General features: G+C 61.6%; 13 protein-coding genes. 7 read left to right on the plus strand and 6 right to left on the minus strand.

Annotation, left to right across the window (positions count from 1 at the left end; all coding sequences use genetic code 11):
• Window positions 1-211: 211 nt before the first annotated feature.
• From AC1DZE_RS23090 to AC1DZE_RS23115, 6 genes are all read left to right on the plus strand, one after another.
• Complete coding sequence (locus tag AC1DZE_RS23090; protein ID WP_477700600.1) at window positions 212-694, plus strand: hypothetical protein; 483 nt, start codon at window positions 212-214, stop codon at window positions 692-694.
• 361 nt (window positions 695-1,055) lie between these two features.
• Window positions 1,056-3,785, plus strand: coding sequence for a polysaccharide deacetylase family protein (locus AC1DZE_RS23095; protein WP_477700601.1), 2,730 nt, complete (start codon window positions 1,056-1,058; stop codon window positions 3,783-3,785).
• Between the two features lie 53 nt (window positions 3,786-3,838).
• Window positions 3,839-4,597, plus strand: coding sequence for a tRNA-uridine aminocarboxypropyltransferase (locus AC1DZE_RS23100; RefSeq protein ID WP_477673448.1), 759 nt, complete (start codon window positions 3,839-3,841; stop codon window positions 4,595-4,597).
• Window positions 4,598-4,734: 137 nt separating this feature from the next.
• Entirely contained in the window at window positions 4,735-5,103 is a 369-nt protein-coding gene (locus AC1DZE_RS23105; RefSeq protein WP_477673449.1) for a hypothetical protein, read from the plus strand.
• A 90-nt stretch (window positions 5,104-5,193) separates the two neighbouring features.
• A complete protein-coding gene (locus tag AC1DZE_RS23110; protein WP_477673450.1) occupies window positions 5,194-6,096 on the plus strand; it encodes a hypothetical protein in 903 nt (300 codons plus the stop codon).
• A gap of 239 nt (window positions 6,097-6,335) precedes the next feature.
• Window positions 6,336-7,256: a hypothetical protein gene (locus AC1DZE_RS23115; protein ID WP_477700602.1), complete on the plus strand. Its 921-nt coding sequence runs from the start codon at window positions 6,336-6,338 to the stop codon at window positions 7,254-7,256.
• Window positions 7,257-7,401: 145 nt separating this feature from the next.
• Here the strand turns inward: AC1DZE_RS23115 and AC1DZE_RS23120 are convergent, their stop codons facing one another.
• The 6 genes from AC1DZE_RS23120 to AC1DZE_RS23145 form a co-directional block, all read right to left on the minus strand.
• Complete coding sequence (locus AC1DZE_RS23120; RefSeq protein WP_477673111.1) at window positions 7,402-8,109, minus strand: B3/B4 domain-containing protein; 708 nt, start codon at window positions 8,107-8,109, stop codon at window positions 7,402-7,404.
• Window positions 8,110-8,179: 70 nt separating this feature from the next.
• Window positions 8,180-9,079: a helix-turn-helix domain-containing protein gene (locus tag AC1DZE_RS23125; protein ID WP_477673110.1), complete on the minus strand. Its 900-nt coding sequence runs from the start codon at window positions 9,077-9,079 to the stop codon at window positions 8,180-8,182.
• A gap of 72 nt (window positions 9,080-9,151) precedes the next feature.
• Window positions 9,152-10,156, minus strand: coding sequence for an ABC transporter ATP-binding protein (locus AC1DZE_RS23130; RefSeq protein WP_477673109.1), 1,005 nt, complete (start codon window positions 10,154-10,156; stop codon window positions 9,152-9,154).
• Window positions 10,153-11,127: an ABC transporter ATP-binding protein gene (locus AC1DZE_RS23135; RefSeq protein WP_477670535.1), complete on the minus strand. Its 975-nt coding sequence runs from the start codon at window positions 11,125-11,127 to the stop codon at window positions 10,153-10,155. Before AC1DZE_RS23135 ends, AC1DZE_RS23130 begins: the two co-directional genes overlap by 4 nt.
• Window positions 11,124-12,065: an ABC transporter permease gene (locus AC1DZE_RS23140; RefSeq protein WP_477673108.1), complete on the minus strand. Its 942-nt coding sequence runs from the start codon at window positions 12,063-12,065 to the stop codon at window positions 11,124-11,126. Before AC1DZE_RS23140 ends, AC1DZE_RS23135 begins: the two co-directional genes overlap by 4 nt.
• A gap of 14 nt (window positions 12,066-12,079) precedes the next feature.
• Window positions 12,080-13,051, minus strand: a complete 972-nt coding sequence (locus AC1DZE_RS23145; RefSeq protein WP_477700603.1) for an ABC transporter permease — start codon at window positions 13,049-13,051, stop codon at window positions 12,080-12,082.
• A gap of 467 nt (window positions 13,052-13,518) precedes the next feature.
• On the opposite strand from AC1DZE_RS23145, the gene AC1DZE_RS23150 reads away from it, so the two are divergent.
• On the plus strand, window positions 13,519-14,175 hold a 657-nt coding region (locus tag AC1DZE_RS23150), incomplete at its 3' end, for a porin (RefSeq protein WP_477700604.1).

Consider the following 14,175-nt stretch of genomic DNA (forward strand, 5'->3'; position numbering starts at 1 on the left):
AGCCCAAGTACCCAAGGCGGGTCAGCTCAACTAAGCTCGATCCCTACGCTGAGAAGCTGGCCACCTGGCTGGGAATCGAGGCAACAAAATCGCGGAAACAGCGGCGCACTTTGAGGCAGATCCACACAGACTCAGCCCAAAAAGGAGAAAACCAAGAACTTATCCACATCGTGAGCACCTTCTGCTCACAAAGAGTGTGGGTCAAAATTCGATGGAAAACTCGGGTCAGACTTCGGTGCAATTCAACAGCAAGTCATATCACCTGCTATGTACCGAACTTCAAGAAGTAATAGAAGAGAAGAAAGGGCGACGAAAACTGGATATGGAAGGGGTGGTAGACATCTGCGAGCAGACGTTCGGTTATGAGTTTGCCCTCTTTATTGCAGCCATCAGGGCCTCTTTCGCTAAATCGTCCGGGACGGAGGAATCGGCTTCGGACTTCAAAACGTACGCGGATCTTTTGCAAAAGAGATTGAAGTACGGACTTCCATCTGCAGCGTCAGTTTTATATTTTGAGATTGGTTTCGCGGAACGCGTAATTGCACAACATATTGCGGATGAAGTCGGCAGCTCACCCACGTCAGCATATGAGGCACGCATTTCCATCAGAAACAAAGCCGAGGAAATCTCAAAATCTCTTACTAAGTTTCCATCCTACTTCTCGAACGTGCTTTCAGACATCCTCGCTACGTAACCTCTTGCGAATTGAGTCGACGATGAGAGCCGGTTAGCCTGGTGCAGACGTACAGTACACACTTCTACGCCAATCTCATCAAAGCCGCATTCAAGCTATTCCCATGCCCCAAGCCGTCTCCCGCCTACGCGCCACACGCCCGGCGCGCACCTCCAAACCTTTTATGACCTGCGGCGGAGCTGCACCGGTTGCTGTCTGATGCCCAGCCGCCGCACGTGCGCCTTTGTGCCCACGCGTGCGGGGTATGCGCCTAGTCATGGCAGACATCGAGGCTCTGAAACCCAGCAATACGGGCTAGCTACAAAACGCCAAATGGTAGATTCAGAAAAAAGCCCAGCCCCGGGCAGAATAAAAACAACCCATGAACAACAAAACCAAGATCGCCCTCGTCGCAGCCGGAGGAACCCTGTTACTGGTAGTGGCCACCGCCATCGTCATTACCCTGGACACGGACCACAGCAAGAAAGACGCACCACCGCCTGCCGCGACTCTGGCCGCCACGCCACTCGACACCAGCAAAATCCTGACGGGCATGCAGGATCTGCTGGCCAGCTACCGAAAAATCATTGTGCTGTTTGCCGATGAGAAGAAACTGGGTGCGGGCGAACGGGCCATGGCCAACCAGGTGGGGCAGGGGCTGTTTCATGACAACCGTGCGCGGGTAGCCGAGATTGAAGCGCAGCTGGCGGCGCTGGTGGCTTCTGGCAGTGCGCAGCGCTTTGATGCGATTGCGGGCATTCTGGACTATGTGGAAAGCGACAAAGGCCTCTTTGACGCTGACCGGCTGGCTTTTCGGGAGCTGCTGCGCAGCCTGCAGGCCAGTGTGGCGGCAGACTCGTCATTGCCGGCCATCAAGCTGCACAAGCGCATTGGTGAAGACCTGGACGCGCTGGTTGAAATTGAGCGCAACTACGAAAAAGAGATTCGCCTGGTGTTCGGCCGCTTTGAGCCGCGGGCGATTGACTTGAAGCGCGAGCGCTGGGAAGACTATGTGGCCAGCCTGAAGAAGCGCTACACACGCGAGCAGATTTTGAAAGACTTTGGCGTGGTGATGCCTTACGCGCTGCCCAAGCCCACCACGCGCAAAAGCAAAGACGAAGAAGAGGGCGAGGTGTTTGGCTACAGCCTGCCGCCCAAGACCATCGTGCTGACGTTTGACGACGGCCCGCACGGCGTTTATACCAACGAGATTGCGGCCATCCTGAAGCAGTACGGTGCGCCGGGCATCTTCTTTCAGGTGGGCAGCAACCTGGGCACGGTGGCGGCTGATGGCAAAACCAAACTGGGGCCGCGCGCAGACATCAGCCGCAAGCTGCTGGAAGCCGGCCACACGCTGGCCAACCACAGCATGACGCATGCGCAGCTTTCCAAGCTCAATGGCGCGGGCCTTAAATCAGAGATGCTGGGCACTGATGAATTGCTCAAAGCGGTAGATACGCGGCGCTCGCCGCTCTTTCGGTTTCCGTACGGCGCGCGCAACGACGAAGGGCTGGACGTGCTGTCGGCCGCGCACCTGCGCTCTGTCATGTGGAACATTGATTCGCTCGACTGGGCCGACCCGGTGCCGAGCTCGATTGTGGAACGCGTACTGAAGTCGGTTGAAAAAGAAGGCCGCGGCATTGTGCTGTTTCACGACATTCATGAGCGCACGGTGAAAGCGCTGCCGGCCATTCTGGAACGCCTGGTGGCCGACGGCTACCAGTTTGCGAGCTGGGACGGAACCGGCTTTACCGTGGCCAAGGGCTCGGGCGTGGCGCCCGCCCCGCAGGCAGCCAACCCGGGATATAGCGACTCGTGGGCCATTGTGATTGGCATTGACGACTACGCCAGCTGGCCCAAGCTGCAGTACGCGGTGCGCGACGCGCGTGCCATTCGCGAAACGTTGATCCAGCGGTTTGGCTTTGCCGCCGACCACGTGATATCCCTTGAAAACCGCGAGGCCACACGCACCGGCATACTGGCCGCCTTTCATGACAAGCTGGCGCACAGCGGCATGAAGAAGAACGACAGGCTGTTCGTGTTCTTTGCCGGGCACGGCGCCACACGGCAGCTGAGCTCGGGCCGCGATTTGGGCTACATCATTCCGGCAGATTCAGACCCGAACAAGATCGCGACGGACGCGGTGCCGATGACGGAGCTGCAGAACATTGCCGAAAGCCTGACGGCCAAGCACGTGCTGTTTGTGATGGACGCCTGCTACAGCGGGCTGGGCCTGACGCGCGGCGCGGGCTCTGGCAACTTTTTGCGTGACAACGCCAAGCGCCTGGGCCGGCAGATGCTGACGGCCGGCGGCGCCGACCAACTGGTGGCCGACGGCGGGCCAAACGGGCATTCGGTGTTTACCTGGACGCTGCTGCAGGCGATGGGCGGCAAGGCCGACCTGAACGGCGACGGCCTGATCACCGCGACCGAGCTGGCCGCGTATGTGGCGCCGGCCGTAGCGTCGGTGTCGCGGCAGACACCGGCCTTTGGCAGCCTGCCGGGATCTGAAGGCGGCGACTTTGTGTTTGCGCTGCCGGCAGAGGCCGAGTTTTTAAGCGCGCAGACGAGCCAGCTGTCTGTCGATGCGATTGCGCTGAACAGCAAACTCGACGCCACACGCCCGCCCGCCGCCGCGCCCACTGCCGGCAGCGATGTGCCGGTGACGGCACCGCCCACGGCAACCGTGGTGGTGAAAGACCTGCAGGGCGGTGAACAAAAAATCACCACGCCGCTGGCTGTGCCCAGCTCGGCACGGCAACTGGCCCAGCGCGCCAATGACCGCGGCCTGCAGCTCTATAAAGAAAAGCTGTACGCCGAAGCCGAAGCCCAGTTCACCGAGGCGCTGAAGCTGCGCCCCGACTTTGCGCTGGCTGCCAACAACCTGGGGTTTGTGTATTTCAAGCAGGACAAGTTCAAGGAAGCGGCGCGCTGGTTTGAAAACACCGTGAAGATGGACCCATCACGTGCGATTGCCTACCTGAACCTGGGCGATGCCCATGCGCGGGCAGGCGACGGCGACAAGGCGAAGAAGGCCTTTCGCAATTACCTGGAGCTGGCACCGAACGGGCCGGGCGCAGCCCATGCGAAACAAGAGCTTGAGAAGGCCTGAAGCTACTTGAAGCAGGCTGGAGTAGCCTGGCGCGATTTGGCGATACTCTGCCTATGACTTCCACTTCCCCAGACGCTCACGCAGTTTCCCGCCTGCGCACCGCGCGGCTGGCGCGCGCCTCCAAACCATTCCTGGCCCGCGGCGGCCCGCGCAATGTGCGCTGCGCCGGTTGCCGCCTGATGCCCAGCCACTGCATGTGCGCCCTGCGCCCTGTTGTGCCCACGCGCGCGGGTGTGTGCCTCATCATGGCCGACATCGAGGCGCTGAAACCCAGCAACACGGGCTGGCTGATTGCCGATGTGGTGGCGGACACGTTTGCGTTTGAATGGGCGCGCACCGAAGTAGACCCTGCACTGCTGGCGCTGCTGGCCGACCCGCAGTGGCAGCCCTACCTGGTGTTTCCGGGCGAGTTTGTGGCGGCTGAGCGAGTGGTGGCTGATGTGTTGCCTGCCGACTCATCGGGTGACAGGAATACGAAGCGCCCGCTGTTTGTATTGCTGGACGCGACGTGGCCCGAAGCCCGCAAGATGTTTCGCAAGAGCCCATACCTCAACCACCTGCCCGTGCTGAGTTTGCAGAGCGAGCAGCTCTCTCGCTACAAGCTGCGCCGCTCGCAGCGCGACACGCACTTTTGCACGTCTGAAGTGGCGGCCCTGTGCCTGGAGCTGGCCGGTGAGACGCATGCGGCGCAAACGCTGGAGGCTTACCTGGATGTGTTTACCAACCGCTATTTGAAAGCCAAGCAGCAGCAGCCGCTGGATCTGGAAGATGCGGCGCATGCGCAATTGCGCAAGCTGGCACACCCCTGTTGAATAAATGGCACACCCCTGTTGGGGCTCACTGCGTGTAGCCCCCTCTCCCCTTGCAGGGGACGGGCGCCTTGCGGCCGGCAAAGCCGGACCGCGGCCCCTGCTGGTGAAGCCACGCCACGCAGTTATAGTCCCACCCCATGGATAGACCCCCTTACCTGCGCAAGCGCCGGCCAGCCCCTGACGAAAGCGAAGGCCTGCTGTGGCGGCTGGTGGCTGCGCTGGTGGCGATTCCGATTTTTGAGATCTCGCTTTACCTGGGCCTGTACCTGATTCTTTCGCCGCGCAGCCTGAGCCATCTTTTCATGGCCATTCCCTTGTGGATGCATGGCGTCTACGCCGGCGCGGCCGCGCTGGTCGGTTTGCTGTTTGGCTTCAGTGGCATTACCTGGCTGCTGGGCCACCTCTTCATGACGCACCATGAAAACGAACGCAACCGGCTGATGACAGCGCTGCTGTGGGGCGGGTTGCTGGGGCTGGCGTTTGTGGCTTCGCACTTTGTGGCATAGCACGCACGCTGACATCTGCTTGCATTGAGCCCGGCGCAACCCTGCTGCCGCTGCCATACAGTCACTTCCTTCTTCACCTTCTGGATACCCATGCGCCCCAGCTTCCGGCCTCTTTTTGGCACCACGCTTGCCACCTTCGCCCTCACCTTGCTGCCGCTGGCTGGCGCGCAGGCTGTTACCCCGGCTGAACAGCCGTATGTCGGTGGCTACACCCAGGGTTCGGTCGATTCGCGTGCGCAGCTGATGCTGCTGGACGACAACACGTTTTGTTTTAGTTTCATGGGCGGCTCGCTCGACATGCTGGCCGGCGGGCGCTGGAAGGCTGAAGGCAACGGCGTGCGCCTGCAGGAGGTGCGACAGAACGGCTCCGTCTTCCCCGTCTTTGGCAAGCAGGTGCTTGAGCAGAAACAGACCGTGGAGTTTGACTTTCACGGCCATTCGCTGTCTCGCGCGGTGTCGGTCGCGTTTGCCACGGGCACTGACGAGACCTTGCCCACCAGCCTGCGCCGGCTCTTCAGGGACGGCCACAACGGCTGGTCTTCCAGCTACAAGCTGCCGCCCATGCCGATGGCGCAGGTGCGCTACTTTTATATAGCCGATGCGGAAGTGGATGCCAACGGCCAGCCCAAACAGCTGCGCGTGGTGCAGTACCGGCGCGGCGACGCGAACACGCTGCGCGTGGGCTACAACCCGGCGTTTGGCAACCCGCCGCTGAACCAGCTTGCCACGCTGAAGGATGGTGAGGTGCTGCATGTAGACGGCAGCCGCTTTGGCCCGCGCAAGGAGCTGCCGGAAAAAGCCCTGGAAAGAATACGCTCGGCCTGCATACGGCCCGCGCTGGCTGAGGCCAAACGTCCCAGCGAAGAAGAAGCCGCAGAGATAGCGGCCGGACGCGCGACGTCCGTGAAACAGCCGCCGCTGGTGCCGGTGAAAACTTTTAATCTGCCGCTAACGGCCCTGCAGGGCGCGCCTTACTTTTCTGACGACAAGTAGCCGGATGAGTTGCGGGGGTGGCTGCCGTGGGCAGTCGTCCGTTGCTCCTAAATTTATAGCTTCTCGCGCACGTTCTTATTGGGTTGCAGGCATATTTGATGCGTGAAAATGCTCTACAGGACTGTTTTTCCAGCAACCGGAATCCGTCGCGCAACGAAGCCCTGTTATTTATACCGGCGCAGCCAGGGCACCCGCTGTAATACATTCATTGGCTTCAACACCCACCGGACTCACTGCCCATGCGCTCCATCTCCCAGCCTCTTGGCACCACGCTTGCCGCCTTCGCCCTCACCTTGCTGCCGATGGCCGGGGCACAGGCGCTGACCGCGGCTGAAAAGCCTTATGTGGGCGGCTACACGCAGGGCTCGGTCGATTCGCGTGCGCAGCTGATGCTGCTGGACGACAACACCTTCTGCTTTACCTTCATGGGCGGCTCGCTCGACATGCTGGCCGGCGGTCGCTGGAAGGCGGAGGGCAACGGTGTGCGCCTGCAGGAAGTTCGGCAGAGCGGCGCGATCTTCCCCGCCTTTGGCAAGCAGGTGCCTGAGCAGAAAGAGACGGTGGCGTTTGACTTTCATGGCTATTCGCTTTCCAACGCAACGTCTGCCGTGTTTGCCACTTCCGGCAACGACACGCTGCCCACCACGATGCGCCCACTGTTCAAGGAAGACCAGAACAACTGGTCTGACAGCTACAAGCTGCCACCGCTGCCGGTGGCGCAGGTGCGCTACTTTTATATAGGCGACGTGGAGGTGGACGCCAACCGCCAGCCCAAACGGCTGCGCGTGGTGCAGTACCGGCGCGGCGACGCGAACACGCTGGCCGTGGGCTACGACCAGTCGTTTGGCAACCCGCCGCTGAACCTGTCTGCCACGCTGAAGGGCGACGTGCTGCATGTAGACGGCAGCCGCTTTGGCAAACGCGACGAGCTGCCGGGCGAAATCCTCGAAGGCATACGCGCTGCCTGCATAAGGCCGGCGCTGGTGCCCGGCGCCAAACGCCCGGCCGAAGAAGGCAGCGAAGAAGAAGCCCAGGACAAAGCCGCCGCAGCCTTGGGCAAGGTGGTGGTGCGCAATGCGCCGCTGGTGCCGGTGAAAACGTTTTACCTGCCGCTGACGGCGATGCAGGGCGCGCCGTACTTTCCCGGCACGGAGAAGTAAATTCAAAGCAGGCCACGGCTGGTTGCCGTGGGCGGCCGCGCTTTGCTCCTAAATTAATAGCTGCTTGCGCATGTTCTTATTGGGTTGCAGCCATTTTTGATGCCTCAAAATGGCCTGAAAAGACTTCCATCAGGCCACGCGACCCTTACCCACCCGGAAAATCAAACTGCGGCGCGGTGCTGCTGAGCACCGCGGTGACGGGCGCAACCGGCCAGACGGCGGCCAGCTCAGCGGCGAGTGTGCTGATGAGCCGGCGCACATCGTCGGCCGCCGTAGCGTGCAGGGCTTCGGCCACGATGAGGACGCTGTGCGTGGCGGCGCTGACGGCCGAGAGGCCACTTTGCCGGTGCGTCCAGCGGCGGGCATGGGCGGAGGGCGGTTGGGCGGCGTCGGCAAAGATGACTTCATGCGGCTCGGGGTTTTCTGTTTCGCCGCTGAAGGCCTGGTAACTTTCAGCGCCGGTGGCGTAGCGCACATCCAGCTGCTGCGCCACCCGGGCCACGTCAAACACGGCGACGGGAATGGCGAACGCAATCGACACGGCGTTGCACAGATCAACCAGCGGGTGCAGCTGCGGCAGCGAACCTTCCTTGCGGAAGCGGCGCAGCAGTGATTCAGATGCGCAGCGGTACTGCGTGGGCTTGAGGCCCATTTTTGAAAAGGTACGGCGCCAGGCCTGCACCTCAGGCAGCTCGCCTTCAGCGTTCGTGGCCAGACGGGTGGCAGCGATGGCGTTGAAGCGGGCGACCTGGGCTGAGACGTCTGCATCGGCCGTGATGCCCGTAGCGGCCAGCACGCCGGGCACCAGCTCGGGATAGTCGGCCCAGATGGCCGGGGAATGGCGGAAGAACATGCGCGACGGCCTTCTTTAAAAAGTGAAACAGCGGCCAGCATGCCGCTGCGCGCGCACGCCGTCTTGAACGTTATTGCAGTGGGGTTTTGGTCGTGCTTTTGCCCATGGCCTGCTGCCACGCACCCGGCGTAAAGCCGAACTGGCGGGCAAACAGCCGCGTCATGTGGCTCTGGTCGGCAAAGCCGCAGGCGGCGGCCACCTGCGCGAGCCCGGCGCTGCCGCGGATCAGGCCGCGCGCATGCTCGGCACGCTGCTGCAACAGCCAGGCATGGGGCGTGAGGCCAAAGGCTTTTTCAAAACGTCGCAGCAGCTGGAACTTGCTGAGGCCTGCGGTGCGCGCCAGCTCCGTCAACGTGGGCGGGGCCAGCAAGTCAGCGGCCAGGTGGTCGCGGGCGCGAAGCAGCTCAGGCGAAGAAGGTGAGGTGGACGATGAGACTTGCGATTGCGTGACAGGTGAAACGGCATGACGGTGCAGCAGCAAGGCACAGGCGCGGACCAGCGCCTCTTCACAGGCCAAGGCCGCCGCGCGGCCGCGGACCGCATCGGCATCCCATTGCTGCAGGCGGCCGAGCAGGTGTTGCAACGCGCTGCGAAGGCGGGCGTCCTGCGTGACGGGATGCGTGAGTTCAACGCCGGTGGCCCGCGCGGTATCTGGTGCATCTGCCAGCACGGAGGCGATGGCCGCCGGCTCAAAATAGACCATGCGCCAGCGGCGCGAAGGGCCGCCCAGCGGCCGGCCGTCATGCACTTCACCAGGGTTGCACATGATCACGTCACCGGCATAGGCATCGACCGGGCCGCGCCCGCTGGCCGAGCTTTGCGCGCCCTGCTCCATCAGCCCGACGCCATACACTGCATGCCAGTGGCGGCCGAAGTGGCGCGCGCTTTCCATCTGCGTGGCGTAAATGCCTGCCCACGGCGAGCCGAAGACGCGGCCCTGGTGGGCGGGTGATGCAGATGTGGAGGACATGGGCGCCATGATGCCTCGGGAATGCGCGGCGGGCCAGCCCTCCCGGCGCCCTCTCAAGACGGCGCCCTGGTGTCAGGGCTCTGCGGCTTTTGAGGCGGTGGTATTCAGATGGCAGGCCGAGATTTGCGACGGCGCGACTTCGACCAGGGCCGGCCGGACTTCCCGGCAAATGGGCATGACATGCGGACACCGGGGGTGAAACGCGCAGCCGCTGGGCACGTTCATCGGGCTCGGCATCTCGCCTGCAATGGGCCTGTACGTCAGCGGCTTCGCATCCATGCGCGGCGCGTCGGCAATGAGTGCCTTTGTGTAGGGATGGTTGGGTTGGCTAAAAAGCGTCTCTGTTTTGGCCAGCTCCACAATGCGGCCCAGATACATGATCGCCACCCGGTCGGCCAGATATTCCACCACCGCCAGGTTGTGGCTGATGAACAGGTAGGCAAGGTTTTGCTCTCGCCGCAGCTTCTGGAAAAGATTGAGAACCTGCGCCTGGATGGACACATCAAGCGCGGAAACAGCCTCATCACAGACGACCAGCGACGGCTTCAGGGCCAGCGCTCTTGCGATGGCGATTCGCTGCCGCTGCCCGCCCGAGAACTGGTGCGGATAGCGTTCGCCGTAACTGGCGTCAAGACCCACCTGTTCCAGGAGGCCTCTCACGAACGGGGCCTTGTCCTTTGCGGAAATCAGCCCGTGATAGATGGCCGCCTCGCTGAGGAGCTGGTCAACACGCAGCCGCGGATTGAGCGAGCCATAGGGGTTTTGAAAGACCATCTGGACGTTTCGGTGGACATCCGAAAGATAGGGCTTGCCCGGCACCTGATGAACCATGACGTCGCCGCTGGACGGTTCCAGAATGCCCGCGACGATTCGCCCGAAGGTTGATTTTCCACAGCCCGACTCACCCACCAGGCCGACGACCTCCCCCGCCTCGATCTGCAGGCTGACGTCACTCACCGCGGACACCTGCTTGGGTGTCTTGCGGGCCAGCTTCAATTTGTGCGCCAGTTGCCCGCTCCAGGTTTGCGCGGCACCAAACCGTTTCGAGACATTGGCCGCTTCAAGTATCGTGGTCATGAATTGTTTGTCGTATAGGGGTGAAAGCAAAGAAACTCCCGGTCTTCTGTCCGGGTCAGGCCGGGCATCTTTGTGCACGCTTGCGTTGCCCGGCTGCAGCGGGGTGCGAACGCGCAACCGGACGGCAGGTTGAGCAAAGGCGGGGTACTTCCGGGAATGGGCTTGAGCAGGGAGCCGCGATCCTGCGACTTGGGCAATGAGTCGATCAACCCGCGTGTGTAAGGATGTCTCGGCGACCTGATCACGTCAGCGACCGCGCCTTTCTCGACGATGCGGCCGGCATACATCACGCACACGTAGTCGGCAAGGTCTTTCACCACACTCAGGTCGTGCGTAATCCACACCAGTCCCGTTCCTCGCTCCTTTGTCAGCTTGCGGATCTGGTAAAGAATCTGCGCCTGAATCGTGACGTCCAGGGCGGTCGTCGGCTCGTCGGCGATGATCACGGCCGGCTCGTTGATGATGGCGTTCGCGATGGCGATTCGCTGGCGCATGCCACCCGAGAGTTCATGCGGATAGGCGCGCATTCTCTCGGCCGGCGCCGGAATTCCCACCGCGGCCAACGCGGCGCATGCCCGCTCCGTGGCATCTGACCGTGATACTTTGGCGTGAATCCGGATGGTTTCCGTCAACTGGTCTCCCACACGGATGACAGGGTTGAGCGACATCATGGGGTCCTGGAAAACCATCGCCATCTCTTTGCCCCGAATCCTGTTCCATTCGCGGGCGGAGACGGAGCGCAGGTTATTTCCCCGAAGGAGAATTTCACCGGCAACGATTCGGCCCGGAGGATCCACCAGGTTCATCAAAGACATTGCCGTCACGGACTTCCCCGATCCCGACTCGCCCACCAGGGCAACGATTTGCCCTTGCCCGACGGAGAAGGAAACGTCGTTCACCGCCCTGGCGACGCCGGCCTTGGTCTCGAAGTGGGTCGTGATCCCACTGACCTTTAACGCACTTGTGCTCATACCTGATCCAGCTTGGGGTTGAAAACAACACGCAGACGATCACCGATCAGGTTGATCGACCCCACCAGAAGCACCAATGCCAACCCCGGATAGACCGAGATCCAGTATTTGTTCGTGAGCATGTACTCGAAGCCATTGGCAATCAGCAGCCCCAGCGAAGGTTCTGTCTGGGGAAGCCCGATACCCAGGAAACTCATCGTTGCCTCCAGGCTGATGGCGTGCGCCGTCTGCAGGGTGCCGGTGACGATCAGCGTTCCCATGCAGTTCGGCAGCACGTGCCTGAACATGATCCGCCTGGGGGGCAAGCCTTGCCCCATCGCTGCCTCCACATACTCTTTTTGTTGCTCCACCAGCGCGGCCCCGCGCACATTGCGGGCGTAGTACGCCCATTGAACAATGATCAGGGCCAGCAAGGTCTTGTCTACACCCTGGCCCAGCGATGCCAAAAGTACCAGAGCGATCAGGATGGCAGGCAGGCTCAGTTGCAAGTCAACGATTCGCATGAAGAACGAATCCACACGCCCGCCAAAGTAGGCGGCCGTCAGGCCCACTGTTGTTCCGATGCAAAGTGCGGCCAATGCACTCAGAAGGCCGACAGCCATGCTGATGCGAAGCCCATAGAAGATTGCGCTGATCAGGTCCCGTCCGGCGCCATCGGTGCCGAGGACATGCAGCATCCCGCTCACTTCGCTGCGCGCACCCGGAACGAGTTCTGCGTCCACGATAGACACGGAGGCCAGGTCGTACGGGTTCTGCGGTGAGAAAAATGGCGCGCCCAATGCCACGATGAGCAGCAGCCCGAAGACGACCAGCGCTGCGAACGCAATTTTGCTCAGCAGGAATTGCCGCCGGATCCGGCTCCACGGGGTTTGCGCCGGCTGCGGCGCCGGCCGGGCCGCCGGCTTTTCCTCCGCGTTCAACGATTCGGTCTGGATCATGGGGTCACCTCGTTTTATTTGCTGCGGGCTCTGAGCCGGGGATCAAGAATCACATACAGGAGATCGACCAGAAGGTTGATGGAGACCACCAGAAGGACGGTGACCATCAGGTAGGCCACGACAACGGGCCTGTCGAGATGGAGGATCGAGTCAATGATGAGTTTTCCCATGCCCGGCCATGCAAAGACCGACTCGGTCACCACAGAGAAAGCGATGAGGTGACCGAACTCGAGCCCGACGGCGGTAACCACGGGAATCATCACATTCGGGGCGATGTGTCTGGCCAGGAGCCTGAACCCGGACACGCCTTTGGCACGCGCGAACCGCACGTACTCCTGTTGCACCACATCGCGGGTTCCGGTCTCCGTCAGGCGAATCACCATGGCGATCTGGAATATGGCAAGCGTCGTTGCCGGAAGGATCATGTGCTTGAGGCCGTCCCATGTCAGGAAGCTGAAGGCGATGCCGAAGAGCTGTTCGGTGTCGCCTCGCCCGCCTGACGGAAGCCATCCGAGATTCACGGAAAAGATGAGGATGAGGATGAGCCCCTTCCAGAACGTGGGAATGGTGACCCCTGCGATTGAAAATCCGGCAATGAGCTTGTGAACCCAGGAGTCCGGCATCAGGCCCGCGACGAGCCCGAGAGGGATCCCGATGGCCAGCGCCAGTATCAGCGCGACAAACGCCATCTCCAGGGTTGCGGGCATGCGCTCCAGAACAATTCCCAGCGCCGGCCGGTTGAAGACAAACGATTTGCCGAGGTCTCCCTCGACCGCATGCTTCACAAACAGCGCGTATTGCTCGTAGATCGGCCGGTCCAGCCCCAGGCTGCGCGCCGCGACCTCTACCTCTTCGGTGGAGGCATTCGGGCTGACAAGCAGGTGTATGGGGTCGCCAATGAGGTGAATGCCCGTAAACGCGATGGCAGACATCAGCGCAACGACGACGAGGCTGTCGCGCATTCGCTGGAATATGGGGCCAAACATCAGATTGCGTCCTTATCTCTGGCTGCGGCACGGGCCAACACCCGCCCACATCGCACGCCGCCTCGCTCGAGCCCGTCGCCTCCACCCTGGGAGACCGCAACAGGCCCCCTATTGCACGTCACTTTCATCAAAAACTCCAGTCGGCGGGAGGCCTCCCGCCGGTACGTCACGTTCGCACAACTGCTCGCAATTTAGAGGCCAACCAACACCCTTGCCAGCTTTCACCTTGTGCATTCGCGGCAACAGCGCCGCGAAATTTCTTGACAGTCATCACCGCTTCATGATCTAGTTGTAACGCTGTTTGATACAGTGTATCGCTAGTCAATACAAAAAAGCAAGCGAGTTTTTCAGGATTTATGACGGTCGGCGAGGAGGGAAGCAGGAAAGACCTGGGCGAACTTCGCCCGTGAACACCCATGCGGGGGCGAATGATTCGCCGCCATTTACAAAACTTTCAGGAGTGAGAAATGAAATTGAAGATAGCCTGCCTGGCTGCGATTGGCGCCGGCGCAATAACCGCCATAACCCCCGTCGCCGCGTTGGCGCAAAGCACGGTGACGATTTACGGGAGGATGGATACGAGCTTTGAGAACTCGAAGACCGGCTCCGTCTCTCAGACGCTCATCACGGGCAACGCGTCCCGGTTCGGCGCCAAGGGGACCGAGGACCTGGGCGGAGGGCTCAAGGCGCTCTTTGGCCTGGAGATGGGAATCTCTTCGGACACCGGCGCGTCAAGCTCGCCCGTCTACCGCAACTCCTACGTCGGCATCAGCGGCGACTTCGGTGTGGTCAACATCGGGCGCATTGACTCGGCCGCACCCAGCCGCACGCCGATCTACGCGATCCTGGGCCGCAATGTCGAGTACGTCATCCACGACGCCGGCGCCACCGCGATTGGCTCCTCCATCTTCAATGCACGCACCCGGGTGTCCAATGCCATCGGCTACGCCAGCCCGGTGATCAGCAACTTCGTTTTCCGCGCCGGCCATTACTTCAATGGTGAAGGCCTGCCGGAAACCGCGGCCGGCCCGGTCCGCTTTGAAAGCGACTACAAGCAGACCGACGTCTCGCTGAGCTACGGCGAAGGCGGCGGCCCGCTGGGCCTGGGGGTCGGCTACGGAAGG

Source organism: Polaromonas sp. P1_F1, from assembly GCF_056405795.1.

Bases quoted from the DNA above. Each gene is read 5' to 3' on its own strand.
- AC1DZE_RS23090 (WP_477700600.1), top strand. From the start codon at position 212: ATGGAAAACTCGGGTCAGACTTCGGTGCAATTCAACAGCAAGTCATAT.
- AC1DZE_RS23095 (WP_477700601.1), top strand. From the start codon at position 1,056: ATGAACAACAAAACCAAGATCGCCCTCGTCGCAGCCGGAGGAACCCTG.
- AC1DZE_RS23100 (WP_477673448.1), top strand. From the start codon at position 3,839: ATGACTTCCACTTCCCCAGACGCTCACGCAGTTTCCCGCCTGCGCACC.
- AC1DZE_RS23105 (WP_477673449.1), top strand. From the start codon at position 4,735: ATGGATAGACCCCCTTACCTGCGCAAGCGCCGGCCAGCCCCTGACGAA.
- AC1DZE_RS23110 (WP_477673450.1), top strand. From the start codon at position 5,194: ATGCGCCCCAGCTTCCGGCCTCTTTTTGGCACCACGCTTGCCACCTTC.
- AC1DZE_RS23115 (WP_477700602.1), top strand. From the start codon at position 6,336: ATGCGCTCCATCTCCCAGCCTCTTGGCACCACGCTTGCCGCCTTCGCC.
- AC1DZE_RS23120 (WP_477673111.1), bottom strand. From the start codon at position 8,109: ATGTTCTTCCGCCATTCCCCGGCCATCTGGGCCGACTATCCCGAGCTG.
- AC1DZE_RS23125 (WP_477673110.1), bottom strand. From the start codon at position 9,079: ATGTCCTCCACATCTGCATCACCCGCCCACCAGGGCCGCGTCTTCGGC.
- AC1DZE_RS23130 (WP_477673109.1), bottom strand. From the start codon at position 10,156: ATGACCACGATACTTGAAGCGGCCAATGTCTCGAAACGGTTTGGTGCC.
- AC1DZE_RS23135 (WP_477670535.1), bottom strand. From the start codon at position 11,127: ATGAGCACAAGTGCGTTAAAGGTCAGTGGGATCACGACCCACTTCGAG.
- AC1DZE_RS23140 (WP_477673108.1), bottom strand. From the start codon at position 12,065: ATGATCCAGACCGAATCGTTGAACGCGGAGGAAAAGCCGGCGGCCCGG.
- AC1DZE_RS23145 (WP_477700603.1), bottom strand. From the start codon at position 13,051: ATGTTTGGCCCCATATTCCAGCGAATGCGCGACAGCCTCGTCGTCGTT.